Raw genomic sequence first — 24,376 nt, forward strand, 5'->3', positions numbered from 1 at the left:
TGGTTAATATAAAAAATGGGCCTCACACACGGGTGAGGCCCATTTTTTCACCCTCCGCAATCATAAATGCGAAAGCGGGCTCGTACTCATTGGGAACGATACCTTCCAGGATAGCCTCACGCACGGCTTCTTTGATAATGCCCACTTCCCGCGCCGGCTTCAATCCGAACGCCTCCATAATCATTTCACCGGTAATCACCGGCTGGAAATTGCGGAGTTTGTCGCGTTCTTCGAGGTCTTTGAGTTTCTGTTCCACTAAGTCGAAGTTGCTAATGAAACGCCGCACCTTTTCCGGGTTTTTGGAGGTAATATCCGCACGGCACAGGTTCATCAACGCCTCGATGTCCTCACCGGCTTCCACCAGTAAACGCCGCATCGCCGAATCGGTGATTTCGTCTTTGGAAAGCACTATCGGACGCAAATGCAGTCTTACCAGCTTTTTCACAAACCGCATTTTCTCGTTCAGCGGCAGTTTCATGCGACGGAAAATCACCGGTACCATCCGCGCGCCTACTTCCTCGTGGTTGTGGAACGACCAGCCGTGGCGCTTGTCGAACTTCTTGGTAGCCGGCTTGGCAATATCGTGCAGGATAGCCGCCCAGCGTAGCCAGAGGTCGTCGGACACCTGGCAGACGTTGTCGAGCACCTGTAATGTGTGGTAAAAGTTATCCTTATGCCCTTTGCCTTCAATGTGCTCCACGCCCTGTAACTCCACCAATTCAGGGAAAATAATGGCCAGCAGCCCGGCGTGGTAAAGGAGTTTGAAACCGTAGGAAGGGGTTTTAGAAAGTATGATTTTATTCAGCTCGTCGGAAATGCGCTCCATCGACACAATGCTGATGCGCTCCTTCATTTTCACGATCGCATCGAAAGTATCGGGCTCGATATCGAAGTTGAGCTGGCTAGCGAACCGGATCGCGCGCATCATGCGCAGCGGATCGTCGGAGAAAGTGATTTCGGGATCGAGCGGGGTACGGATGATCTTTTTACGGAGATCGCTCATCCCGTCGAATGGGTCGATCAACTCGCCGAATGTGCCCGCATTGAGGCTGATACCCATTGCGTTGATAGTGAAATCGCGGCGGTTCTGGTCGTCGGCCAGGGTACCGTCCTCTACCGCAGGCTTGCGGGACTCGAAACGGTAGGATTCTTTTCGAGCGCCTACAAATTCTATTTCGAGGTCGCCCTGGCGGATCTGAGCAGTACCAAAATTTTTAAAAACACTCACAAAAACATCCGGCCCCAGCCTACTGGCGACCATCTCGGCGAGCTCGATGCCGCTGCCGATGGAAACAATGTCGATGTCCTTGCTGTTCCTTTTGAGTATCAGGTCCCTGACGAACCCGCCGATTATATATGCTTCCACACCCAGCTCCTTCGCGGCGCCGGCAACTTTTTCCAGAACGGGGTATGGTGTCAATTGCTCTTTGAAATTCATGCCGCAAAGGTAGGGAATTCTTGGTCGACATGAAGCGCACCGCGATTACTGTACCAGTTGATAATCGCGAATAAGCGTATTTACTGATAGGTGGAGCCGCTTGGAGAGGTTTCTGATCATTTCAAGACTGAGTTTTCTCTTTCTACCCAATACTTCCGAAACTCGGCTTTTACTACCAATTGCATCAACCAAATCCACCTGCTTGAGCTGCATTTGCTCCATTCTTATCTTGATCGCATCGATCGGGTCCGGAGGTTCAATTGGATAGTGTTTGTCTTCATAGGCGCCTACCAATAGTGTAAGCACATCGCACTCATCGCCTTCTGGTGTACCCACGGGCGCGCCGAAGACTTCTCCTAGTCGCTTCAATGCAACCCTATACTCATCTTCCGTCTTGATTAATTTCATAGTCAAATTGAATTTGCGTCAATTTTGTCATATTCTTTATGAGAGCCCATGAAGCGGATGTAAACCATTTGCCTTTCAAAGTCAAAGTGGGCTACCAGCCTGAACGAATTACCTCGAATATTGAAAACGATCCTCCCGTTCTTCAATATACTGGCTGTTGCATATTGCCGCTTCACATCCGACGGGGATTTCCAGTCTGCTGCTAACACATCGTCGTACCAAACTTTTAACGGCTGCTCCATTTCCGGGTGGTTCTCCCAAAAATCACGAAGCGTTCCTCTCGAAAATATTCTTTTCATCTGAATGGACATGCAAAAGTACAATGTTCCCAAATATGGAACACCATTTAGACGTCAGAATATCAAAAGGTAACGTGTTGTAGAATAGACTTTTACTAAGTATTCACCATAAAAAACGCCGTCCTTGGAAACCGGTCGAACAGCTCATCCTTCAATTCCTTGCTCAGTGGAAGCGACTCCACGGCGGAGGCCATGCATTGCAGCCAGGCGACGGCATCGTCTTCGGTGATGGTGTGGGGCATATGGCGTGCGCGCATCATCGGGTGGCCGTATACTTCGGAATAGAGTTGCGGGCCACCTAGGAATTGGGTGAGGAAAAGACGCTGCTTTTCTTTGATGAGGTCTTTATCGGTCTTGAAAAGCCGGGAAATGAGCTCGTGGCTGAATACGAGGTCGTAAAATTTATCGGTAAGTTGCCGGAGCGCGGCATCACCGCCAATACGCTCGTATAAGGTCTGATGTTCCATAAATAATCAGCGGAAAACTGCTGGCCGCCGAAGGTTAAACCTCCAACGAGCCTCGACAGGTTCCCGCCGCTATTATGACAGTTATCAGTTCTCGAAACGCAAATGCTTCACGGACTCGCCTGAGCGCGCGAGTTCCGTCAATGCGTCGATACCAATTTCCAGATGATGTTTTACGTAGCTTGCCGTCACTTTCTTGTCGCTTTCCTCCGTTTTTACTCCTTCGGGTACGAGCGGGTTATCCGACACAAGCAGCAATGCACCGTGCGGAATGGAGTTTGCGAAGCCTACGATGAATATGGTTGCGGTTTCCATGTCAATCGCCATGGCGCGGACGGCCTGCAAGTATTCTTTAAAACTGGCGTCGTGCTCCCAAATGCGGCGGTTGGTGGTGTAAACGGTGCCGGTCCAGTAGTCAAGTTTGTGTTTTTTGATGGCAGCCGAAACGGTGCTTTGCAGCCGGAATGACGGTAATGCTGGAATTTCGGGTGGCATATAGTCGTCGCTGGTACCTTCGCCGCGGATAGCGGCGATCGGCAGGATCAGGTCTCCTACCTGCGTCTTTTTTAATCCGCCGCATTTGCCTAAAAACAAAACAGCCTTGGGATTAATGGCTGAAAGCAGGTCCATTACAGTTGCCGCCATGGGGCTTCCCATCCCGAAATTGATAATGGTAATGTCCTTGGCGGTCGCGGTTTGCATGGCACGGCCGGCACCCTTTACTTCCACCCCGAACTTCTCGGCAAACATGGTTACATAGTTTCCGAAGTTGGTCAGGAGAATGTAACTTCCAAACTCTTCCACAGGCGTACCCGTATAGCGCGGCAGCCAGTTTTCGACGATCTGTTCTTTGGTGGTCATGAATTCAGCAGGTTTGTTGGCGAGGCAACCCGGGGTTCATTATCTTCGTTCATGGAATCATTGAATCTTCCCGGATTTGCTTACAAAGTTAAGCAGGTTAACGGGAAACCGCATATTTTCGACATTATCCGCAGGAAATTCGTCATGCTCACCCCCGAGGAATGGGTGCGCCAGCACTTCATCCATTTGCTCATCACGCATTATGGTTATCCCAAGTCGCTGTTCGCGGTAGAGACTGGTTTACAATACAATACCCTTTCCAAACGCACCGATATCATGGTGCTTTCCAACAATGCGCTGCCGTTCCTCCTCGTCGAATGCAAAGCACCGTTCGTAAGCGTAAACGACGCTACTTTCGCGCAGATCAGCCGTTATAATTTCACATTACAACCTCAATATCTGGCAGTTACCAACGGCATGGCGCACTATTGCTTCCAGGCCGTGAACGGGCAAATCCACTTCATGGACGATTTCCCCAAATACCGCGATTTCAATCCGTAACAACAAAAAAAACCTGCCCAAACCGGACAGGTCCTTTTAACATTCAGGTCATACAATTGCAGACGGCTGATACCAGGCAACCGCCCGCGGGTAATTATTTTGCAGCAACCAATTTCACGTCGATAGAGAAATCGTCGTGGATCATTTTGTCGCCCAGGTTATCGAAGAATGACTTCGAGTTGTATTTGATGTCGTATTTCGAACGGTCAACAACCAATTTACCAGTAGCTTCCGCACCAGTAGCAGTAGTTTTCACGGTTACAGGGAAAGTAACAGGTTTGGTAATGCCTTTGATAGTCAGGTCACCAGTTACATCGTAAACGCCGGTTGCCTTTGGAGTAGCTTTGGTTACTACGAAAGTGGCAGTGGGATATTTTTCAACGCCGAAGAAATCGTCTGATTTCAAGTGCCCGATCAGTTTGCCGTTGTATTCTTTATCAGTAAGATCTGTACAAGTGATGCTATTCAGGTCGGCAACAAATTTACCGCCAGTCAGTTTAGCGCCGTCCAACACGATTGTTCCTTCTTTCAAAGTGACTTTTCCTGTGTGTTCGCCGGTAACTTTTTTACCCAACCAGGTCAGTTCGCTTTTAGCAGGATTTACTTTCAGGCTTGTAGCTTTTTTACCATTATCTGCTGAAACAGAAGAAGATACAAACAATGCTACTGCAAGAGATGCGACAAAAAATTTAACTGATTTCATTGTAGTTTTGATTAAGAATTAAATTGATTTATGGATTTGTGTTAATTGTGTTTTAAGCTTGATTTTCATTTTCCCGCAGCTTATCGAGCAATGCACTGATCTGCTCGGCTTCTTCTTCGGAAATAATATTGAACCGGTTTTCCCAATCCTCGATAAACGGATCGAGCTCTTTGAGCAACGCCAAACCTTCCTCGGTTATCACGACATCCACAGCGCGGCGGTCGCTTTCACATGACGTCCGCTTTGCCAGATTCTTCGCCAGCAGCTTGTCAACGAGCCTGGATGTGTTGGAACTCTTGTCGAGCATGCGCTCGGTAATGTCGCTCACCTTGATCGGGTTGCCTTGCTGTCCCCTCAGAATCCTTAGCACATTATATTGCTGCGGCGTAATGTCGTACTCCTTGAAAGATTCAAGCTGCTTATATTCGAGCCACTTGGTGGTATACATCAAGTTTAATGCCAACTTTTGGAAGGGGCTCCGAAATTTTTTCTGCTTTATATCAGTTTCAATAGACATAGCCAATCGCGTTAAATGCAATAATGATGTATATACATTTAATGTAGAAACATCTATTGACAAAGAAATAGTTCAGTGAGGCGAAAAATATTTAAAAAAAATTTCCGCAGCCCGCCCAAAAAGACAACAAGCAACTGATTACAAGCACATTAAATCTTATCACAACAATACCTGACGATTAATGACCATAACTTGACCACACCTGACAATCAACGACCATCACCTGAGCACACCTGACAATCAATAACCTTAACCTGACCACACGCGACCATTGATAATCACCCAACATGATCGACCTTAAGAAATCCCTGATCCTCGCCTCGAACTCCCCCAGAAGAAAACAATTACTCCACGATGCAGGCTTCGCATTCACTGTCGAAGTCCTTCCAACCGACGAAAGTTACCCAGCGGACCTTCCTGCGGAGGAGGTAGCCGGCTATATTTCACGGGAGAAGGCCGAGCAGTTCCGTGGCATTCGCCCTGGTTCGCTCGTACTGACTGCCGATACGGTGGTAATCGCCGATCATTACATTTTAGGCAAGCCGACTGACGCCGCCGATGCATTCCGGATGATCAAAATCCTCTCAGGCAGAAGCCATAAGGTCGTAACGGCGGTGAGTTTGTTATCGGATGGCATCATCGAAACTATATCCGACGTGGCAGAAGTTTACTTCCGCGACTTGGAAGATTGGGAAATCAACCACTATATTGAGCAATGCAAGCCCTTCGATAAGGCCGGCTCCTATGGCATTCAGGAATGGATCGGGATGGTCGGGATAGAGAAAATCGAAGGGTCGTTCTACACGATCATGGGCCTGCCGGTCCAGGTTGTTTACCGGTTATTGAAACCGCATTTTCAATAATGTCCCGCTATGTTCGCAGACAAGTCAGCCAGTATCCCGAAAGTTTGTTATGAGATATTCGTCCGTTCTTTCTGCGACTCCAATGGTGACGGCATCGGCGATTTAAACGGCATTATTTCCAAACTCGACTACCTGGCCGACCTCGGCATCGAGGCGATCTGGCTCACGCCTATCCACCCTTCGCCAAGCTACCATAAATACGATGTTATCGACTATTACGCGATCGAGCCCGAATATGGGACACTGGCCGATTTCAAGCGCCTGCTCGCGGGTGCGCATGAGCGCAGGATTGCCGTTTATCTCGACCTGATCATCAACCACACCAGCACATTGCATCCTTGGTTCAAGGAGGCACGTAAAAGCAAGGATAGTCCCTACCGGCAGTTTTACTGGTGGATGACCGAAGACCAGATTGACCATCTGGGCATTTCCGAGCGGGAAACTTCCGATGACTCCCAGGTCGTATACCCGTGGCACGAAAATCCGGGCGACGACGAAAAGTATTACGGTCTTTTTTACAAAGGGATGCCCGATCTCAATTTTCATTCGGAAGCATTGCGGGAAGAGATCGCCAAAATCGTCCGGTTCTGGCTGAACGATATCGGTGTGGACGGATTTCGTCTCGATGCTGCGCGGCACATTTACCCTGTGTGGGACAGCGAAGATAGCGTCACCTTCTGGCAGTTTTTTTCGAAAATTATTGGCGAGGCCAAGCCAAACGCATTTACGGTGGGCGAAGTATGGGCCGACACGGAAGAAGTAGCCCCCTATTTCCGTAATCTGAATGCTACTTTCCATTTTGACCTCAGCTTTGCGCTTCAACGTATGCTCATAGCCCAGCGGGACGAACAGATCATCGACAAGTTACAGGCCAGCTTCAAACTATTCCAACAGTATAATCCGCTATTCGTGAATGCGATCATGCTCACCAACCACGACCAGGAGCGGATTGGTAGCGTTGTGGACCGAAACATCAAAAAGATCAAACTCGCGGCCAGCATTCTGCTCACCCTTCCGGGGCAACCGTATCTATATTATGGCGAAGAAATCGGAATGCTGGGCAAGAAACCGGATCCGTATATCCGCGAGCCATTCCTATGGACCGATGATCCCGACGATCCCCAGCTTACCAGCTGGATCGAGCCGGAATTTACTACCCTGAAAACAGTGGCGCCCCTTTCGGAACAGACAGGCGATCCCACTTCTGTTTTCAATCATTACAAAAATCTCATACACCTGCGCAGGACCGAGCCCGCGCTGCACCAGATCCTGGCGCCTAACCTGCAACCAGTGCACTTCCACGATGAGCAGTTGCTCGGCTATTTCCGCCCGCACGTCGACCGTTCGCTCATTGTTATTCATAATCTAGGGGACGATGAAAGGGAATTTCAACTGCCGGATGACAAGTCACTGTTTACCGAAGTGCTGTTTTCGACGGACCTTTTACATGAAACTACGTTGACTACGAACCGCCTGGCCCCACATTCCAGCATTATTCTGGCACCGGCGCGGAATGTCGGCCCGTTCGATAAGCAGTAGGGAAACACCGCTTCGGTTCTTTATTGCTAAATCGATGTCGGTACTGCTAATGCATTCCCTATGAAATCCGGTATTATTTCCGCTTGTCTGATCGTCCTTCTGACCTGTACTGTTATGGCGCAAAAGTCCTACCCTACCATGGGCAAGATTGTTTATGAAGATCCCGCATTCGAAAAACTGCTGTCCAAAGACGCCAAAATTGAAGTTTTGGCATCGGGATTCGATTGGTCGGAAGGGCCGGTTTGGGTAAAGGAGGGCGGTTACCTGCTGTTTTCGGATGTGCCCAGGAACAAGGTTTATAAGTGGGATGAAAAAGAAGGGCTTTCGGTGTTCCTCGAACCGTCGGGCTATACCGGAAGGGGCGTTTACAGCGATGAACCTGGAAGTAACGGGCTCATCATCGACCACAAAGGTCGCCTCGTTTCCTGCGAGCACGGCGACCGCCGCATTTCCGCGATGCCACTCAATGTGGGCGGAAAAATCACATTGGCCGATAACTTCGAAGGCAAGCGTTTCAACAGCCCGAATGATATCGTACAGCACAGCAATGGCGATTACTATTTCACCGATCCGCCATATGGCCTTATGAAGAAACACGAAGATCCGACGCGCGAAATCCCGCAGTTCGGCGTGTACCGCATTAACAAGGATGGCAAAGTGACAATGCAGGTCAGCGATCTCAGTCGCCCGAATGGCCTCGCATTCTCTCCGGATGGCAAGACATTATATGTCGCGCAATCCGACCCTGAAAAGTCGATCTGGATGGCCTATCCGCTCGATGCGAACGGCAATGCAGGCAAGGGAAAACTCATTTACGACGCTACGCCTATGGGCAAGCGCGGCATGGCAGGCCTGCCCGACGGTCTCAAAATCGACAAAGATGGTAACCTGTGGTCGTCGGGACCTGGCGGAATGCTCATTATCAGTCCCGCCGGAAAGCTGCTCGGCCGCATAGAAATGGGCGAACTGACCTCCAATTGCGCCTGGGGCAACGATGGTTCTACATTATATATGACCGTCGACAGCTACGTTTGCCGCATTAAAACCAATACAAAAGGCGCAGACTGGTAATCAGTTTTTCTTCCGGTATTCGCGAAGCGTGTTATCTACATCGCGTTTTACATTCGCCCAGTCGGATTTGCCGTTACGGTAAATGTTCGTATAGGCTTTGTACAGCATTAGTCGGTCGTCGCTGATCTTGTCGAGCTCCATAGCCATGACCTGCCGTGACGACGACTTTGCATTCCTGTATTCGTTAAGCAGGTTGTTGTACCTGTTTTCGAGGTTGTCCAACTCATACAAAACCACTTCCGCGAGCTTGTCCATATCGGCATATTGGTTCAGCAACCGCTGGTTGTAATCCGCATTGCCGCTCGCGGGTGTGGTTACGCTTCCTGCCGAACTGTTGCCGTCCACTACCCGATCATAATCCTTCCGGTAACCCGGATCCCCTGCCTGATCATTTCTTTCACCCGCGGGATCGCGGGAAGAGCGGTCCGTCGAGGTCGAGGCTGACGAAGTGCCGTGCATGCGGTCGTAGCGTCGCTGCAATGCGGCTGAGCATGAGAAAGCCAGTGCGGCAAATGCTGCCATTACCGACCATATGTAAAGTTTTTTCACCGATAATCCTGTTAGAAGTTGTACCTCAGGCAGACGCTGAGATGGCGATTAAAGTAAAAGAATTTGGGAATAAATTCAAGGCTGGCACCACTGTCAGCGTAAAATGGACACATAGCCCCGGCGCTCCCATTTACTCAAAATCGAAGGTCCTGTTTTGTTTCCAGACCATTTTCTTTCTAATATTGGGGCCTCATTCAGGTTCGCCGTTCCAAACAAACTAACACACCAGTGACCCAAATCAAGCAGAACAAGATCTTCAATCCCAAAGATATCATTGCCTATTTTCTTGTCGCGGGTACCGGTGCCTTGATCCAGTTAGTTTCCAGCAGTCTCATTCAGGACTGGTTCAATATCTCCTGGAGTGACTCCATTGTCCCTTCGTACATTATCGGTTTTTTCTGGGGTTTTACACTTACCAAACTGTTCGCATTCGATGCGCGACGCAGTAATCAGACACGCCGCGAGATGGTGAAATTCCTGATGGTTTCGATGGTTTCGCTTTTCATTACCTGGGCATTCACCATCGGGTCCTCGAAACTACTCATCGACTACCTGGGTATGGAAGTCTATAAAGTGAAGTTTTCCTTCGCCAAAAAAGAGGTGAATGTAACCGAAATGGTTTGCTACGTGATCGGGATGGGTTTCAGCTTTGTGAGCAACTACATTCTGCACAAAACCTTCACTTTCAAAAGCACCGGTTTCTACAATCGCCTGAAAATCCTGATCCGCTGATCATCACAATCTTTCCACGATTATAGCGGAAGCCCCTCCCCCGCCGTTACAAATGGCGGCGAGGCCATATTTGCCGTTATTTCTCTTCAAAACAGACAGTAATGTGGTGATAATGCGCGCACCCGACGCACCCAGCGGATGCCCGAGCGATACGGCCCCTCCGAAGACATTCACCTTTTCAATATCGAGGTTCAATGCCTGAATATAGGCCAGTGCTACCACGGCAAATGCCTCGTTTACTTCGAAATAGTCGATGTCTGAAATTTTCAAGCCCGCCTTTTTCAACACTTTTTCCGTCGCTAGCACGGGTGTGGTCGTAAACCAGGCTGGCTCCTGCTCCGCGTCGGCGTAAGCAACAATGCGGGCAATAGGTTTGAAGTTCTCCGCATTCACCACACCACTACCGGCTAGCACCAATGCCGCTCCACCGTCATTGATCGTCGAAGCATTAGCGGCCGTTACTGTTCCGTCTTTCGAAAACACTGGCTTTAAAGTAGAAATTTTGTCAAATTTGACACGTTTGTATTCTTCGTCTTCGCCCACAACTGTTGTCTCGCCTTTGGGGGATACGGTTTCAACCGGCACGATTTCATCGGCAAACGACCCATTAGCCGTAGCCTCCGCCGAACGTTGATATGAACGGATCGCGAACTCGTCCTGAGCCTCCCGCGAAATGTTGTATTTCAATGCCGTTTTATCGCCACAAACACCCATCCCGATCTGGTCGTACACGTCGGTAAGCCCGTCTTTCAGGAGCCCATCAATAATTTCGCCGTGCCCGTAACCATAGCCGTTCCGGCCTTTGGATAAATAATAAGGGATTTGGGACATATTCTCCATTCCGCCGGCCACCACGATGCGCGCATCACCCAGTTGAATGGCCTGCGCACCGAGCGACGTTGCTTTCATCCCGGAAGCACAAACTTTGTTGACCGTCGTGCAAATCACCGAAACCGGTAGTCCAGCGTAAATAGCAGCTTGCCGGGCTGGCGCCTGCCCGAGATTGGCAGAAACTACATTGCCCATCAGCACCTCATCGACCGAAGCCGGCTCGATTCCGGATTTCGCAAGCGCGCCCTGAATAGCAGTCGCACCCAATTTTGCGGCATGTACGGAAGAAAGAATACCCCCGAAACTGCCAATGGGTGTGCGGGCGGCGGAGAGAATGAAGGTGTCGGTTTGCATGATGAATTTTAAATGATTGAATGAGGGAATGATGAATGAATGACTGAATGATTGAATGATTGAATATTTTAGATAATTTGGCCAACCCTCGACCCCCAATATATAAATTATCTCACTATTCAAAACAAAACTATTCAGTCATTCATTCATTCAGTCATTCAATCATTCAATCATTCAAAAATCATTCAAAGCTCCTCCGAACTCTCCGGCAGGTGGTCGTACTCGCCCTTCCAGGCATAATAGCCGAAGATTACCAGACCGGTGCAGATGGGGATAAAAATCAGGATAATAATCGCCCACTGCAGGGTGGTGTTCGTGCGGGCGATGCCTTCGGTTGCCGCGGCGATTTTATCGGCTGCCTGCATGAAGAGGAACAGGATAATAACAGGACCCAGTGCGATCCAGAGAAGACCTAGTATTTTTTTTAAACCACTCATTTTCTATTGGTTATTTAAATGTCAAATGCTATTCTCAAATACTCAATCCATGACATTATCGTCGCGGCGATTGTCGATGTAAACGGCCCCGATGATAAATGACAATGCGGCGATGCCAATGGGATACCAAAGCCCCGAAAGCGGCGTCGAGCCCTGGAATGAGGCGATGAGCGTCGCAATGAAGGGTACCAGCCCGCCGAAAACGCCGTTCCCGATATGGTAAGGCAGCGACATCGAAGTGTACCGGATTTGAGTCGGGAAAAGCTCCACGAGGAATGCCGCTATCGGGCCGTAAACCATCGTCACGAGCACCACCTGAAAGAAAACCAGCAAGATGATAACGATATAAGAGCTCTGCGATAAAGTCACGTCTTTAATTACCGTTTGCACCGCAGGAACCTCGGCCAATACATCTTGTGTGATCACTTCGATCTTCGATTCTTTGAAAGTCATGCCGTTTGTCAGCGTTTTGGTAACGGTAGTCGTAATCAGGGAATCGGCCTTATCCGGCACCAGCCCACGCTCTACAACCGGTTCCGATTCACTCAGGAGCATGGTTTTCTGCATTTCCTTCACATTCGTGGCATCGAGGAAATATTGATAAATAGGACGGTAGCAAATCACTCCGAGCAACATCCCCGCCAGCATGATCCATTTTCGGCCTACTTTATCGCTCCAGGAACCGAAAATCACAAAAAACGGCGTCGCAAAAACGATCGCCCACAGCAAGATATACCGCGATTCGTTGAAGTCGAGTTTGCAGGTATTTTCCAAAAAAGATTGCGCATAAAACTGTCCGGTGTACCAAACGACACCCTGTCCCATAGTAGCTCCAAATAATGCTACAAGAACCATTTTAAAATTCGCTTTCTTCTGAAAACTTTCTTTCAAAGGGTTAGCGGAGACTTTTCCTTCGGCTTTAAGTTTCGAGAACACCGGCGACTCATGCATTTTCATCCGGATGTAAATCGATACCACTACGAGCAGGATCGATACCAGGAAGGGAATGCGCCAGCCCCAGTCGGCGAAGTTTTTGGCCCCAAGGATATTTTTGGTCAAAACGATTACACCCAGGGAAAGAAATAGCCCTAGTGTAGCAGTGGTCTGGATCCAGCTTGTAAAAAAGCCGCGTCTGCCCGCCGGCGCATGCTCGGCCACGTACGTAGCCGCGCCTCCGTACTCGCCCCCGAGCGCGAGTCCTTGCACGAGGCGGAGGATCAAAACAAGAATAGGCGCCGCATAACCTATGCTCGAATAGGAAGGAATAAGGCCAATGAGAAACGTGGAACCGCCCATCAACACGAGCGTCAGCAGGAACGTGTATTTACGTCCAATTAAGTCGCCCAGGCGACCGAACACTAATGCGCCAAAGGGGCGAACAATAAATCCTGCGGCGAAGATTGCCAGCGTGTTGATGAGCGCCGAGGCACCGGCGTCGCTCGGAAAAAGCTGCTGGCCGATGATAACCGCCAGGCTCCCGAAAATGTAGAAATCATACCACTCAATTAAAGTACCTAATGAAGAAGCAGCGATTACCTGTGTAATGCTTTGGGTAACATTGGATTCGGTTGAACGCATGAGTTTAGGAAAGGTGAGGAATTGAACAATTTAGGTGAATAAGGCACAACCATCGTTTCAATACTCATAACGCATGCATAAAAAAGCCCCTGGAAATGATCCAGAGGCGCGTCTTAATTCGCTAACGATTATCAGAAATCGTCGTCGTCATCATCGAAGTCGTCCAGTCTTCTGAGGAGTTCGTCTCCGTCCTCGATAACTACTTCGCGATCTTCTATATCTTCATCATATTCGTCAATGACTTTTTCATCATCGATATCCTCATCAAAGTCCTCATCTTCGTCGTCATCATCTCCGTAGGGATCTTGCGCTACCGGACGGGTCTTTTTTGTGCTCCCTTGGTAGTCAGGGAAAACAGCTGGTTCTAAAATCGCCTCGCTGATATCAGCAAAGGCCAGTTCTCCACTTTCGCGTATCATGACAGTGTTCTGTTGTTAAATGGTTTCAATTTTAAACGTACGACCTAAATTATTAAAATATTCCGCTACCCTATTCTCTTTCCTGTCGAAAGATTTCATCAATAATTGACACTACAAAAATAATGATTTGGTAAAATGTAAAAACCTCTTGAAATTGCCAGAGTGAAAAAAAAATCGTCGCGTGCTGCACCGGAATGCCTGCATCGCCGGATAACGATCTGCCCATCTGACTGCAAATGAACGCACTTGACCGTACCTGAACCAGTTTCCCAATCCTAACCCTTTTTATTGAATGTTGAAAAAAATTGTTCTCATGGGACTGCTCGCCTGCGGCCTCATGTGCCGGGGACAGGCAGCCAACGCTGTTCCCGACTCTTCCCTGACGGTCAGGAAAACGACCGACTTCAAAGTAAACGGCGAAGGTACCGCCTCCAACTGGTCAGCCGCGCAATGGTTTAACCTCACCGTTCAGAAAGGCCCCAACCAGTCCACGCCCGGCAAACAGTTTCCTACCCGCGTCAAAATCCTCTATTCCGACAAGGGCATGTACTTCCTGTTCGACTGTAGCGACCAGAAACTAACCTCCACCATCATGGAAGATTTCGGCGCGTTGTTCAAAGAGGATGTGGTGGAAGTGTTTCTCTGGCCTGACACCTCGGTACCCATTTACCTCGAATATGAAGTTTCGCCATTGAATTATGAGCTCGCGATCCTCGTCCCGAACATCAAGGGTCGCGCACAAGGCTGGAAACCCTGGCATTATAACGAGCGCAACCGCGTACAGCACGAAACCAGCGCCCAGGGCGGACAGAAGAAGAGTATGGCAGCCGTAGAAGGCTGGAAAGCCGAGTTCTTCATTCCGTTCGCTTTGATGAACCCCATTGCCAATGCGGCACCTAAGCCGGGCGACAAATGGCGCGGCAATTTCTACCGCATCGACTACGACAGCGAAACAGCCTATTATTCCTGGCAAAAAACCGGGGGCAGCTTCCACGAATTCAACAAATTCGGCACGTTAGTGTTTGAATAACAGCATTATAATCTATCTCAATCTTTTCCTGAATCATGAAACGAACCATTCTTTCATTCATCCTTTTATTGTCGGCTATGGCAGCTTTTGCGCAGAAACCCAAAAAGGAAATACTGTACCTCGGTACCTATACGCAGAAGGGCGAGGGTATTTATGTATATGAATTCGACCGCAGCAACTATTCCTTCAAGGAGTTGCAGGTATTGACGAGCAAAACAAGCCCCTCATTCCTCGAATTCCATCCCAACAAAAAGTATCTCTACGCGGCCAATGAGGGGAATAGCACGGTATCTGCCTATGCCATTGACCAGGCTTCCGGCAAACTGACCGCATTGAATACCCAGCCTGCACAAGGCCGCGGTCCGTGCCACGTCAGCGTTGATCCAAAGGGGCGCTTTATTTACCTGTCGAACTACGGAAGCGGCGACCTGGCGGTATACAAACTGAACCCGGATGGCAGTATTGGTGCATTGGCCGATACCATTCAGGATAAAGGCCGTGCTGATCAGAAGCCGCATATGCACTCGATTATCCCTTCGACGGACGGCAAATACATTTATGCTTCCGACCTCGGCATCGACAAGATTATGGTGTATGCCGTTGATCCGAAGACCGGTAAACTTACTCCTGGCGCCGTACCTTATGCGGAGGTGAAAGCTGGCGACGGTCCACGGCACTTCGCGATCCATCCCAACGGCAACTTCGGCTATTCTGCATGCGAGCTGGCCTCTGTCGTGAATTCTTTTAAGATCGTGAAGGGTAGCGGTGCATTGGTGCCCTTCGAGCGCGTGACCATGCTGCCTTCGGATTTCACGGGTAAAAGCTACGCTGCGGATATTCATTTCTCGCCCGATGGCAAGTTTCTATACGCGTCCAACCGCGGCCACGAAAGCCTGGCCATTTACGCCGTAGACGCCAAAACCGGCAAGCTGACGATAGCGGGCCACGCGGATACCCACGGCAAGCACCCACGCAATTTCCTGATCGACGCGAAGGGTGAATTTGCGATTGTAACCAACCGCGACAACGACAATGCCGTGTTCTTCAAGCGCGACGTGGCAACCGGTCAATTGACTTATACCGGGAAAGAGATCAGCACGCCTACGCCCGTATGCGTGAAGCAACTGTTCCTCAACTAGTTCCCGAACCGACATCGCCTCTTTGAGAAATAGGCGCCAGTAGCTGAAAAAACAATATCGAATAAATTTTTCAGCGATTGGCGCTTATTTTCTAGCAACTTTTTTAATTTTAGAAATCCTAATGCTATTCTTCGTTATTATTTAAAATACACCAAAGAAAATATTATTATTTTGATGTCTGGCACAAAAATTGACTTGTACAGATTCTAAATAAGCTGACATTAGCCGATCACTCCGGACGCCCCGACAAGGTCATTGAATAAAGTTTTGGAATTACCTGATACCCAATTTAGCCACAGTTTATGATGAACGGCCAGGATGATTTGCTTCTTATTTCCCTGATCAAGCAAGGAGATAACCGGGCGCTGGATTGCCTCTTCCGGAAATACTATTACTCACTATGCCGTTTTGCCACTTACCTGAACAATCGTAAGGACCTCGCAGAAGAAATCGTAGCCGATGTGTTTTTCCGGATCTGGGAAAAACGCGACAGCCTGACGGTCGAAAAGAATGTCCGTTCCTACCTCTTCACCGCCACGCGGCACACCTGCATCAACTACATGAAGCAGGAAAAACACATTATGGAAGAGCTCAGCGACGATATTATCGAAGAAACGCCCGGTCCGGACGATGAACTGATGTATCACGAGCTCGAAACCCGCATTACCGACCTCATTAATTATCTCCCGCAAAAAAGAAAAGCGATCTTCCAGCTCAACCGCTTCGAAGGATTTACCTACAACGAAATCGCCGAAATCCTCTCCCTTTCCGCCAAAACAGTAGAAAACCAAATGGGTAAGGCTATCAAACAGCTGAAACTTCTGCAAAAAACCTATCACATTTAAAAAAAATTCTGGAAGGATGGGGGTGCCCCCATTTTTTATTTGTCCTAACGTTAGAAAGCTCTGAATTTGATGTCCGATCACACACCATGGCCCCTTATCGCCAAGTATCTGGCTGGCGAATGCAGCCCGGAAGAAAAACTGGCTATGGAATGGTGGCTTGAAGAATATGATAACCTGCTGTTGTTCCGACAGATAGAAGCAGCGTGGAAGCAGGAAAAAGGACCGGAAAACGATCCGGCATTCAGCCTGGACAACGGGCTTGCGAAGCTGCACGCAAAGATGGCGGAGCAGGAAAGCCGGCCCGAAGAAGAAATTCAGGAGCGACCTCGGTGTTTCAAGCTGAGCTCGTGGATGGCCGCCGCAGGGGTTTTACTTGCAACAGGGCTAGGGTATTTCCTGGTAAGCAGGCAGCATGATTCGCGAAACATCGCCCGCGCGCCCATGGAAACCCGCACCAGCGGCACCAAAGACATTGTGAGCATAGAACTGCCCGACGGGACCCAGGTATGGCTCAACAAAAACAGTAAACTCGAATACCCTAAGGCATTCGACGGGGATGAAAGGCTGGTTTACCTGCAGGGAGAAGCGTTTTTCGAGGTAGTACCTAATCCGGAGAAACCTTTTATCGTGAAGAGTGAGAAGGTGTCGACGAGGGTTTTGGGAACATCGTTCGATGTAAAAGCTTATAAAGGCGATGAAACAGCTTCTGTTTCCGTAGCCACGGGTAAAGTGGAGGTTAGCAAAGAAATCGAGAAGGGTTCGCCCATCCGCATTACACAGCTCACCCCGCAGCAGGAACTGGTAATTAACACAGAAAAAGATGAAACGTATATAGACATCGTCAGCACGTACGACATTGGTGCGTGGCGTAAAGACCAACTTGTTTTCAGGAACAACACATATAGTGAAGTAATCGTCAGACTCGAAGAGCACTACGGTGTAGAAATCACTCTGACGGATAAAAACTTAAACAATTGTCGTGTTATGGCCAACTTCAATGAAGGTGCTACATTAAAGGATGTGCTCAAACTGTTAAGCATTTCGAATTCGTTCCGCTACAACGTTGTGGGTAACCAGGTTACCATTCGCGGCGGCACTTGCAGATAAACCCAAAATAGACATATACAGACCCAGGCTACCTGCCTTCACGCGTAAATATCCATTTACCGATCAGTATTATCATGTGCAGTTTTATATAATCCCTCAATTCCTAATTTAACCTTTTCTACCCAATCGTATGAGCAAATTATTACCAGTACAAAATCACCATGCCGCCAACCGGTATTGGAAGTTATTCGTGCTGATGATCATGACCCTGTCGATCGTCAGACCGGTCTTCGCGGTGAATCCGGGCTCCGTGCAGAGCATCGAGGAAGTAAAGATTTCGCTTTACCTGAAAGATGTTACTTTACAGAAAGCTTTTTTAGCCATTGAGAAAAAAAGTGATTTCAAATTTGTCACCAGCATTGAAAGAATCGACAAAAAGAAACGCATTTCAGTTTCTCTGGAAAGCAGAACTGTGAAAGAGGTATTGGAAACTATATTGGCCGGTACGGGGCTTGGTTATACCCAGATTAACAATAATATCGTAATCAACGACAAACCGGTATCCCGTGCCGCAGTTACCGAAACCCCTGTTTCAACTACGTCAGCCAGAACACTCGCCAAAGAAGTAACCGGAACAATCAAAGACGCCAAAGGCGCAGGTGTTCCCGGTACCAACATCCTTGTAAAGGGAACGACTACAGGTACGACCACCGATATCAACGGCAAGTTTTCGATCAACGTGCCCGACGACAATTCGGTACTCATCATTTCTTCTATCGGTTATACCAGTCAGGAGATCACCGTCGGCGGCCGCTCGGTGATCGACATTGTTTTATTGGACGATGTAAAGCAATTGGGCGAAGTTGTCGTAACTGCGCTTGGTATTGAGAAAGACGCTAAAAGCATGACCTACGCCCAACAGAATGTCGGCGGTGAAGAGCTTACCCGCGTGAAAGATCCCAACATGGTGAACTCACTCGCTGGAAAAGCGGCCGGGGTGGTAATCACAAAAGGGACCGGCGGACCGGGCTCATCTTCCAAAGTGCTTCTCCGCGGTAACAAATCTATCACCGGCAACAACCAGCCTCTGTATGTGATCGACGGTATCCCCATGAACAATGCAAATGGTGCACAAGGAAGCACTCTGTTCGATACGCGAGATGCTGGTGATGCAATTTCAAACCTCAACCCGGAGGATATCGAGAACATTTCGATTCTTAAGGGAGCTTCTGCGGCTGCTTTGTACGGTAGCCAGGCAGCCAACGGGGTAATCCTCGTAACCACCAAAAGAGGCCGGAAAGGACACGCATCAATCAATTTCTCTTCCACTGCCAATTTTGAAAACCCGATTGCATTACCGCAGGTACAAACTTCATACGGACAAGGCTACGGCGGTGTAGCCAATACCGCGGTGAATGACAGCTGGGGACCTAAAATCACTAACGGCAGCGATAAGCACTTGAAAGATTTCTTCGAGACCGGCAAAACTTTTGTAAACAGCCTTTCCATCACCAACGGTAATGACATTGGCCAATTCTATGTATCTTACGCCAATACCAAAGCGAACGGGATTGTTCCGGAAAACGACTATAACCGTCACAACGTAAACCTTCGCGGGACGACACAACTCTTCAACAACAAACTGTCTCTTGACGCATCGGTTAATTATATCGAACAAAAGGTATACAATCGCCCGCAGTCCGGGTTCTATTACAGCCCTATTTTCAGCCTTTACCTGTTTCCAACCGGTGATGATTTTTCAAAATACAGTGGCAACAATTTCGAAAAGTGGGATCCCAACCGTTTGATGAATGTTCAAAACTGGCCATACATTAAAAACGAAGCCAGCTCCAACCAGAACCCATACTGGCTTGCCAAACGCAACCAGACCGATCAGTTCCGGAACCGCACTATTTATGCGTTCTCTGCTAAATGGGCTATCACCGACTGGCTGAACCTGCAAGGACGCGCCACCTACGACAAAGTACAGGACACCTACGAGCTGCGCCAGTACGCGTCATCCGACCCGACACTCGTAGGAAGCAATGGCGGATACCGCAAAAACCTCACCAATACCGACCAGCTTTACTCAGATCTTTTGCTTAGCGGGACCAAAGCATTCGGCAAGGATCTGTTCCTTTCTGCCACTTTGGGTTTCAGCAACACGCAGAATACGTTTTACGACATGAACGTGGGTAACAACGGGGCAACCAACACGCTCTCCTACCCCAATTATTTCTCCGTATATGCATTGCAAAGTCTTACTGGTCAAGGCTTCTTCAATGCTACCGAAAGCTTGCAGAAAAGACTTTCACAGGCCCTTTTCGGGACCGCCACTGTGGGCTACAAGGAGACTTTCTTTGTTGACCTGACGGCAAGAAAGGAATGGTCTTCGACGGTGAACCAATCGTTCTTCTACCCTTCAGTGGGTCTCTCTTATGTGTTGACCGAACATTTAAAACCCAGCGACATTCTGTCATTTGCAAAAGTCCGTGCTTCTTATGCAGAAGTGGGGAATGCATTGCCATTCGGGGTCGCCAACTGGACACCGCCTTATTCATTGTCGAACGACGAAAACGTGAATGGTCGTGGCACGCTACCGTTTTTCAGTGGAACTGATACTACGAGTCTTAAACCGGAGCGCACTCGTTCCTACGAAATCGGTACTGAGTTGCGTTTCTTCAAAGATAAGCTGAGCTTCAACCTCACTTATTACAATGCAACAACCTATGACCAAGTATTTCAGATCCAGGCACCGGCTGGTGCGGGCGCGTCGAACTTCTGGATCAATGGGGGTACCATACGCAACAAAGGTTTCGAGTCAACATTGAGCTACAAGGCAGACCTTGGCGGTGGCCTTAGCTGGACTCCCGCATTAAATTTCTCGCGAAATGTGAACCAGATAAGAGAGCTCAGTAGTTTGCTCAAATCCGACTGGTTTGTTTTGCAGGCCGGCGGAAGTACGAGGATGCTGCAACTGTTCCTGACCCGGCCAGGTATTCCGAACCTCGGCGGACGTGAATACGGTTCATACGGTGATCTTTTTGGGAAAACCTACCAAAGAGATGCAAACGGGAATATCAAATACAATGAGACCACCGGCCTTCCCCTGCTATCAGCCGGAACCGACCAATACCTTGGCAATGCCAACCCCAAGTTTTTGTTGGGTTTCAACAACCAGTTTAAATACAAGAATGCAACGCTTTCATTCCTGGTAGACGGCCGTTTCGGGGGCAAAATCGCTTCCATGACAGAGCAATGGCTGGACTTCAAAGGGCTGTCGAAAAGATCCGGTGAGGCGCGCGACGCAGGAGGCGTAAACGTCAACGGCAAAACGATCCCGGCCGAAACATACTATAACTTCATTTCAGGCAAAGGTGACGTAGCAGCTGCCGCGGAAGAATACATGTTCAGCGCAACAAACGTACGTATGCGCGAGCTCGCGATCGGCTATACATTCCCCAAGGTATCGAAAGCGATCAAGGACATCAGCGTTTCTTTTATCAGCAGAAACTTATTCTTCTTCTATAAAGACGCTCCGTTTGATCCCGAAGTCAGCATTACTACCGCAAACGCTATGCAGGGAATCGAAGGGTTCAGCATTCCTGCAACCCGTTCCTATGGTGTAACAGTTCGTGCAACCTTCTAATAACTATCGTTCTCATGAAATTCTTTGTAGAAAAACATAAATACAGCGTACTGGCCCTCGGATGCCTGCTTTCCGTATCGTCGTGCACAGACTATATGCAAACTCTGAACCAGGATGAAAAGCTCATTACCGATGAGCAGCTCGTTCAGGATGCCAATGAAGGAGGTATCTTGCTCCCCTTGATGATGAACCGCATCGTTGCTACCACTACGGCGGTACAAACCCAGCAAAACCTGCAAGCCGAATCTTACGCAGGTTATCTGGAAACGCCTACGCCCTTCCTGAACAATGAGAACACGACCACCTATTTCATGGTGGACGGGTGGAACAATACTGCCTGGAATACTTCCACTCAGAACGTAATGGACCAGTGGCTCCAAATGTGGAAGAAAGGGTATGAAACCAAATATCCCGACTTATACGCGATCTCGCTGATTATCAAGGTAGCAGCTGCGCACCGCCTGGTAGACACATTCGGTCCTTACCCATACACCAAATATGGCACCGCCGCACAAGTAGCATTTGACTCGGAGGAAGAGGCTTATACTGCATTCTTCGCTGAGCTGGACAAAGCGGTGACGGCGCTCAAAGCAGCCGAAGCAGCTAACCCTAATGCAGACAAAACACGTTTCGCGAAATGGGACAAATCGTCTTTACTCGGCGAATATACCAACTGGATCAAGCTCGCTAACACCTTGCGCCTTCGCCTGGCTATCCGCATTTCAAAAGTAAAACCTGATGTAGCCAAAACCGAAGGCGAAAAAGCAGTCGCAGCTGAAAGCGGTGGCTTGCTTACCGACATAGGGTTCTCCGTCACACCTACTACGACCAACCCATACTACACCATGGCCAATGCTTGGTCAGATACGCGGTTGTCGGCAACCATCGAAACGTTTCTGACCGGTTTCAACGATCCACGCCTTCCGCTTTATGCCGTACCGGCAACCGACAAGGAGGCAGGCGGTAAAATCAAGGGCATTCGTGCCGGTTCCGACCGCCCTGAAAAGAGTCGCTACCAGTTCTATTCACTTCCAAATGTTTCAACCACTTCTCCCGTAAAGCAGGTGGATGTCGCAGAAAGCTATTTCTTGAAAGCCGAAGGCGCGTTACGCGGCTGGAATATGGGTGGTACCGCGCAGAAGTTCTATGAAGACGGTATCCGAACATCGTTCAAAGCAAATGGTGCAAGCGGTGCAGAAGAATATCTGCTAAGCACAGGCACACAGATTGCTTACGTGGATCCTAAAAATACCGCGAACAATCTTCCGCCACAGACCAAAGTGACCGTCAAATGGAGCGATGCCGATAATTTCGAAACAAAGCTCGAAAAGATTATCACACAGAAATGGATTGCGCTCTATCCCGAAGGTACCGAGGCATGGTCGGAGTTTAGAAGAACGGGGTACCCTAAACTTTATCCCGTAGCTGTCACCAAAAACCCTGACCTTCCAGCCGGCACATTCATTAAAAGACTGACTTACCCTTCGGCTGTAACCAATTCCAGCGGTGACGCCGTCAAGGCCGCCGTGGCAACGCACCTTGGCGGAAAAGATAGTGCAGCGACCCCTATCTGGTGGGATGTAGATTAAAGTAGACGAGTAGTAAGAAGTGCCTTCCGAAACAATTTTAACGGAAGGCACTTTCAAAAAACACTCAATCGGAATAAAAAGGCATCGAAACAGGTATTGACCAAAGTTTATTTTTAAATTTTTTAATTATTAAAAAAATAATCCTACAAAACAGAGTATCGGGCCCTATAAAACGCATCCTTGCTCTGCATACTGTCTGAACCTCTTTGTCAAGCCTTTAACCAATCTATTCAGTCCCTTAACCATTATGATAAACCGCAGAGATTTAATCAAGCATCTGTCCACAGTTCCCCTCCTGGGCGGATTCCTGGGCAATGGCACCGCCGAAGCGGCTGGCCTCCTGGCCAAGGCTCCCGTCCGCAACCTTGCCAAAGAACTCGGCATTCGTACTTTTATTAATGCAGCGGGTACCTACACAATGATGACCGGTTCCCTCATGCAGGACGATGTGGTGGCGACGATCCAGGGCGCGGCGAAGGAGTTTATGATGCTAGATGAAGTCCAAACGAAAGTAGGTGAGAAAATCGCCGCTATTACGCATGCCGAATCGGCTGTGGTTACTGCCGGCTGCTTCTCGGCACTGACGCTCGGCCTCGCGGGCGTGCTCACCGGCATGGATCAAAAGAAAGTGGAGGCGCTTCCGCATCTGGAAGGTACCGGAATGAAGTCCGAGGTGATCATTCAGAAGGGCCATAACATCGGTTATTCGCATGCATTGACTAACACCGGCTGTAAAATCGTACAGGTTGAAACTGTGGAAGAGTTACAGAAAGCCATTAATGAAAAGACCGCGTTGATGTGGTTTCTCCATATTCAATCCGATAAAGGGTTGATCAAACACGAACAGTGGATCGAAATCGCCAAAAAGAACGGCATTCCTACCATGATCGACATGGCTGCCGACGTACCGCCAGTTGAGAACCTCTGGCGTTTCAACGACCTGGGCTTCGACCTCGTGTGTGTATCAGGCGGCAAAGCGATGCGCGGGCCGCAAAGCGCGGGTATCCTTATGGGTAAAAAGCAATATATCGATGCAGCCCGCCTCAGCATGCCGCCGCGCGGCTCAACCATCGGACGCGGCATGAAAGTGAATAAAGAAGAGATCCTCGGCATGTACGTCGCGCTCGACAATTTCGTGAAGATGGATCACAAAAAAGAATGGAAAATATGGGAGGACCGCGTCGCGACCATTGAGAACGCTGTAAAAGGCGTGAAAGGTGTCGTTACCGAAGTAACCGTCCCTGAATTAGGTAACCATACCCCCACATTGAAAGTGTCGTGGGATGCCGCCAAAGTGAGCCTGCCTGTGAAAGCATTACAGGAGAGCTTGCGCAAAGGCAACCCGTCGATTGAGGTAATGCCCGGCGAAAACAATTCGCTGACCATTACCACCTGGATGCTCAAACCGGGCGAGGAGAAAATCGTGGCATCCAGACTGAAAGAAGAACTGTCGAAAGCAGTTGTTTAAATATGTACAGTACCATTTAACTCTTCCTAAACCCAAACCTTTTTC

24 protein-coding genes are annotated in these 24,376 nt (G+C 48.9%); 12 read left to right on the forward strand and 12 right to left on the reverse strand.

What is annotated here, in order from left to right; translation table 11 throughout:
- Positions 1-22: 22 nt before the first annotated feature.
- The 5 genes from AC2YIT_RS00805 to AC2YIT_RS00825 form a co-directional block, all read right to left on the reverse strand.
- Positions 23-1,438, reverse strand: coding sequence for a CCA tRNA nucleotidyltransferase (locus tag AC2YIT_RS00805; RefSeq protein WP_487277946.1), 1,416 nt, complete (start codon positions 1,436-1,438; stop codon positions 23-25).
- A gap of 45 nt (positions 1,439-1,483) precedes the next feature.
- Positions 1,484-1,846 carry a helix-turn-helix domain-containing protein gene (locus AC2YIT_RS00810; RefSeq protein WP_430843403.1) on the reverse strand — a complete coding sequence of 121 codons (363 nt, stop codon included), beginning with the start codon at positions 1,844-1,846 and terminating at the stop codon, positions 1,484-1,486.
- 2 nt (positions 1,847-1,848) lie between these two features.
- Positions 1,849-2,145, reverse strand: coding sequence for a type II toxin-antitoxin system HigB family toxin (locus AC2YIT_RS00815; protein WP_487277947.1), 297 nt, complete (start codon positions 2,143-2,145; stop codon positions 1,849-1,851).
- 95 nt (positions 2,146-2,240) lie between these two features.
- The gene (locus AC2YIT_RS00820) at positions 2,241-2,612 is read right to left on the reverse strand and encodes a globin domain-containing protein (protein WP_430843401.1); all 372 of its coding nucleotides are present in this window, start codon (positions 2,610-2,612) and stop codon (positions 2,241-2,243) included.
- 84 nt (positions 2,613-2,696) lie between these two features.
- The gene (locus AC2YIT_RS00825) at positions 2,697-3,470 is read right to left on the reverse strand and encodes an AMP nucleosidase (RefSeq protein WP_430843399.1); all 774 of its coding nucleotides are present in this window, start codon (positions 3,468-3,470) and stop codon (positions 2,697-2,699) included.
- A 51-nt stretch (positions 3,471-3,521) separates the two neighbouring features.
- On the opposite strand from AC2YIT_RS00825, the gene AC2YIT_RS00830 reads away from it, so the two are divergent.
- Complete coding sequence (locus tag AC2YIT_RS00830; protein ID WP_487277948.1) at positions 3,522-3,971, forward strand: type I restriction enzyme HsdR N-terminal domain-containing protein; 450 nt, start codon at positions 3,522-3,524, stop codon at positions 3,969-3,971.
- A 94-nt stretch (positions 3,972-4,065) separates the two neighbouring features.
- On the opposite strand, the gene AC2YIT_RS00835 is transcribed toward AC2YIT_RS00830, so the two are convergent.
- Both AC2YIT_RS00835 and AC2YIT_RS00840 read right to left on the reverse strand, forming a co-directional pair.
- Complete coding sequence (locus AC2YIT_RS00835; protein WP_430843395.1) at positions 4,066-4,674, reverse strand: YceI family protein; 609 nt, start codon at positions 4,672-4,674, stop codon at positions 4,066-4,068.
- 52 nt (positions 4,675-4,726) lie between these two features.
- Positions 4,727-5,191: a MarR family winged helix-turn-helix transcriptional regulator gene (locus tag AC2YIT_RS00840; protein WP_430843393.1), complete on the reverse strand. Its 465-nt coding sequence runs from the start codon at positions 5,189-5,191 to the stop codon at positions 4,727-4,729.
- A 287-nt stretch (positions 5,192-5,478) separates the two neighbouring features.
- Here AC2YIT_RS00840 and AC2YIT_RS00845 point away from each other — a divergent pair, with 287 nt between their 5' ends.
- The 3 genes from AC2YIT_RS00845 to AC2YIT_RS00855 all read left to right on the forward strand — a co-directional run bounded on the left by AC2YIT_RS00845 (position 5,479) and on the right by AC2YIT_RS00855 (position 8,664).
- The gene (locus AC2YIT_RS00845; RefSeq protein ID WP_487277949.1) at positions 5,479-6,054 is read left to right on the forward strand and encodes a Maf family nucleotide pyrophosphatase; all 576 of its coding nucleotides are present in this window, start codon (positions 5,479-5,481) and stop codon (positions 6,052-6,054) included.
- 9 nt (positions 6,055-6,063) lie between these two features.
- Positions 6,064-7,593 carry an alpha-amylase family glycosyl hydrolase gene (locus AC2YIT_RS00850; protein WP_487277950.1) on the forward strand — a complete coding sequence of 510 codons (1,530 nt, stop codon included), beginning with the start codon at positions 6,064-6,066 and terminating at the stop codon, positions 7,591-7,593.
- Between the two features lie 114 nt (positions 7,594-7,707).
- Entirely contained in the window at positions 7,708-8,664 is a 957-nt protein-coding gene (locus AC2YIT_RS00855) for an SMP-30/gluconolactonase/LRE family protein (protein WP_487278480.1), read from the forward strand.
- Here AC2YIT_RS00855 and AC2YIT_RS00860 read toward each other — a convergent pair whose 3' ends face one another.
- The gene (locus AC2YIT_RS00860) at positions 8,665-9,213 is read right to left on the reverse strand and encodes a hypothetical protein (RefSeq protein WP_430843385.1); all 549 of its coding nucleotides are present in this window, start codon (positions 9,211-9,213) and stop codon (positions 8,665-8,667) included. It lies immediately after the preceding gene.
- Positions 9,214-9,441: 228 nt separating this feature from the next.
- Between AC2YIT_RS00860 and AC2YIT_RS00865 the strand changes: the two genes are divergently transcribed.
- A complete protein-coding gene (locus AC2YIT_RS00865) occupies positions 9,442-9,945 on the forward strand; it encodes a GtrA family protein (protein ID WP_430843383.1) in 504 nt (167 codons plus the stop codon).
- Between the two features lie 3 nt (positions 9,946-9,948).
- On the opposite strand, the gene AC2YIT_RS00870 is transcribed toward AC2YIT_RS00865, so the two are convergent.
- The 4 genes from AC2YIT_RS00870 to AC2YIT_RS00885 all read right to left on the reverse strand — a co-directional run bounded on the left by AC2YIT_RS00870 (position 9,949) and on the right by AC2YIT_RS00885 (position 13,564).
- Entirely contained in the window at positions 9,949-11,130 is a 1,182-nt protein-coding gene (locus tag AC2YIT_RS00870) for a thiolase family protein (RefSeq protein ID WP_487277951.1), read from the reverse strand.
- 185 nt (positions 11,131-11,315) lie between these two features.
- Entirely contained in the window at positions 11,316-11,567 is a 252-nt protein-coding gene (locus tag AC2YIT_RS00875; protein WP_430843379.1) for a DUF6814 family protein, read from the reverse strand.
- Positions 11,568-11,609: 42 nt separating this feature from the next.
- Entirely contained in the window at positions 11,610-13,145 is a 1,536-nt protein-coding gene (locus tag AC2YIT_RS00880; RefSeq protein ID WP_430843377.1) for an MFS transporter, read from the reverse strand.
- Between the two features lie 131 nt (positions 13,146-13,276).
- Positions 13,277-13,564, reverse strand: a complete 288-nt coding sequence (locus tag AC2YIT_RS00885) for a hypothetical protein (RefSeq protein WP_223403178.1) — start codon at positions 13,562-13,564, stop codon at positions 13,277-13,279.
- Positions 13,565-13,856: 292 nt separating this feature from the next.
- On the opposite strand from AC2YIT_RS00885, the gene AC2YIT_RS00890 reads away from it, so the two are divergent.
- From AC2YIT_RS00890 to AC2YIT_RS00920, 7 genes are all read left to right on the forward strand, one after another.
- Entirely contained in the window at positions 13,857-14,594 is a 738-nt protein-coding gene (locus AC2YIT_RS00890) for a carbohydrate-binding family 9-like protein (RefSeq protein WP_487277952.1), read from the forward strand.
- Positions 14,595-14,629: 35 nt separating this feature from the next.
- A complete protein-coding gene (locus AC2YIT_RS00895; protein ID WP_430843372.1) occupies positions 14,630-15,733 on the forward strand; it encodes a lactonase family protein in 1,104 nt (367 codons plus the stop codon).
- 302 nt (positions 15,734-16,035) lie between these two features.
- A complete protein-coding gene (locus tag AC2YIT_RS00900) occupies positions 16,036-16,578 on the forward strand; it encodes an RNA polymerase sigma factor (protein WP_430843370.1) in 543 nt (180 codons plus the stop codon).
- 69 nt (positions 16,579-16,647) lie between these two features.
- The gene (locus AC2YIT_RS00905; protein ID WP_487277953.1) at positions 16,648-17,685 is read left to right on the forward strand and encodes a FecR domain-containing protein; all 1,038 of its coding nucleotides are present in this window, start codon (positions 16,648-16,650) and stop codon (positions 17,683-17,685) included.
- A gap of 130 nt (positions 17,686-17,815) precedes the next feature.
- On the forward strand, positions 17,816-21,274 hold the full coding sequence (locus AC2YIT_RS00910) for a SusC/RagA family TonB-linked outer membrane protein (RefSeq protein ID WP_487277954.1): 3,459 nt from the start codon (positions 17,816-17,818) through the stop codon (positions 21,272-21,274).
- A gap of 14 nt (positions 21,275-21,288) precedes the next feature.
- Positions 21,289-22,863, forward strand: coding sequence for a SusD/RagB family nutrient-binding outer membrane lipoprotein (locus AC2YIT_RS00915; RefSeq protein WP_487277955.1), 1,575 nt, complete (start codon positions 21,289-21,291; stop codon positions 22,861-22,863).
- 247 nt (positions 22,864-23,110) lie between these two features.
- Positions 23,111-24,331 carry an aminotransferase class V-fold PLP-dependent enzyme gene (locus AC2YIT_RS00920; RefSeq protein ID WP_487277956.1) on the forward strand — a complete coding sequence of 407 codons (1,221 nt, stop codon included), beginning with the start codon at positions 23,111-23,113 and terminating at the stop codon, positions 24,329-24,331.
- Positions 24,332-24,376: the final 45 nt, after the last annotated feature.

The sequence above is a fragment of the Dyadobacter sp. SRI_021 genome, from assembly GCF_057586235.1.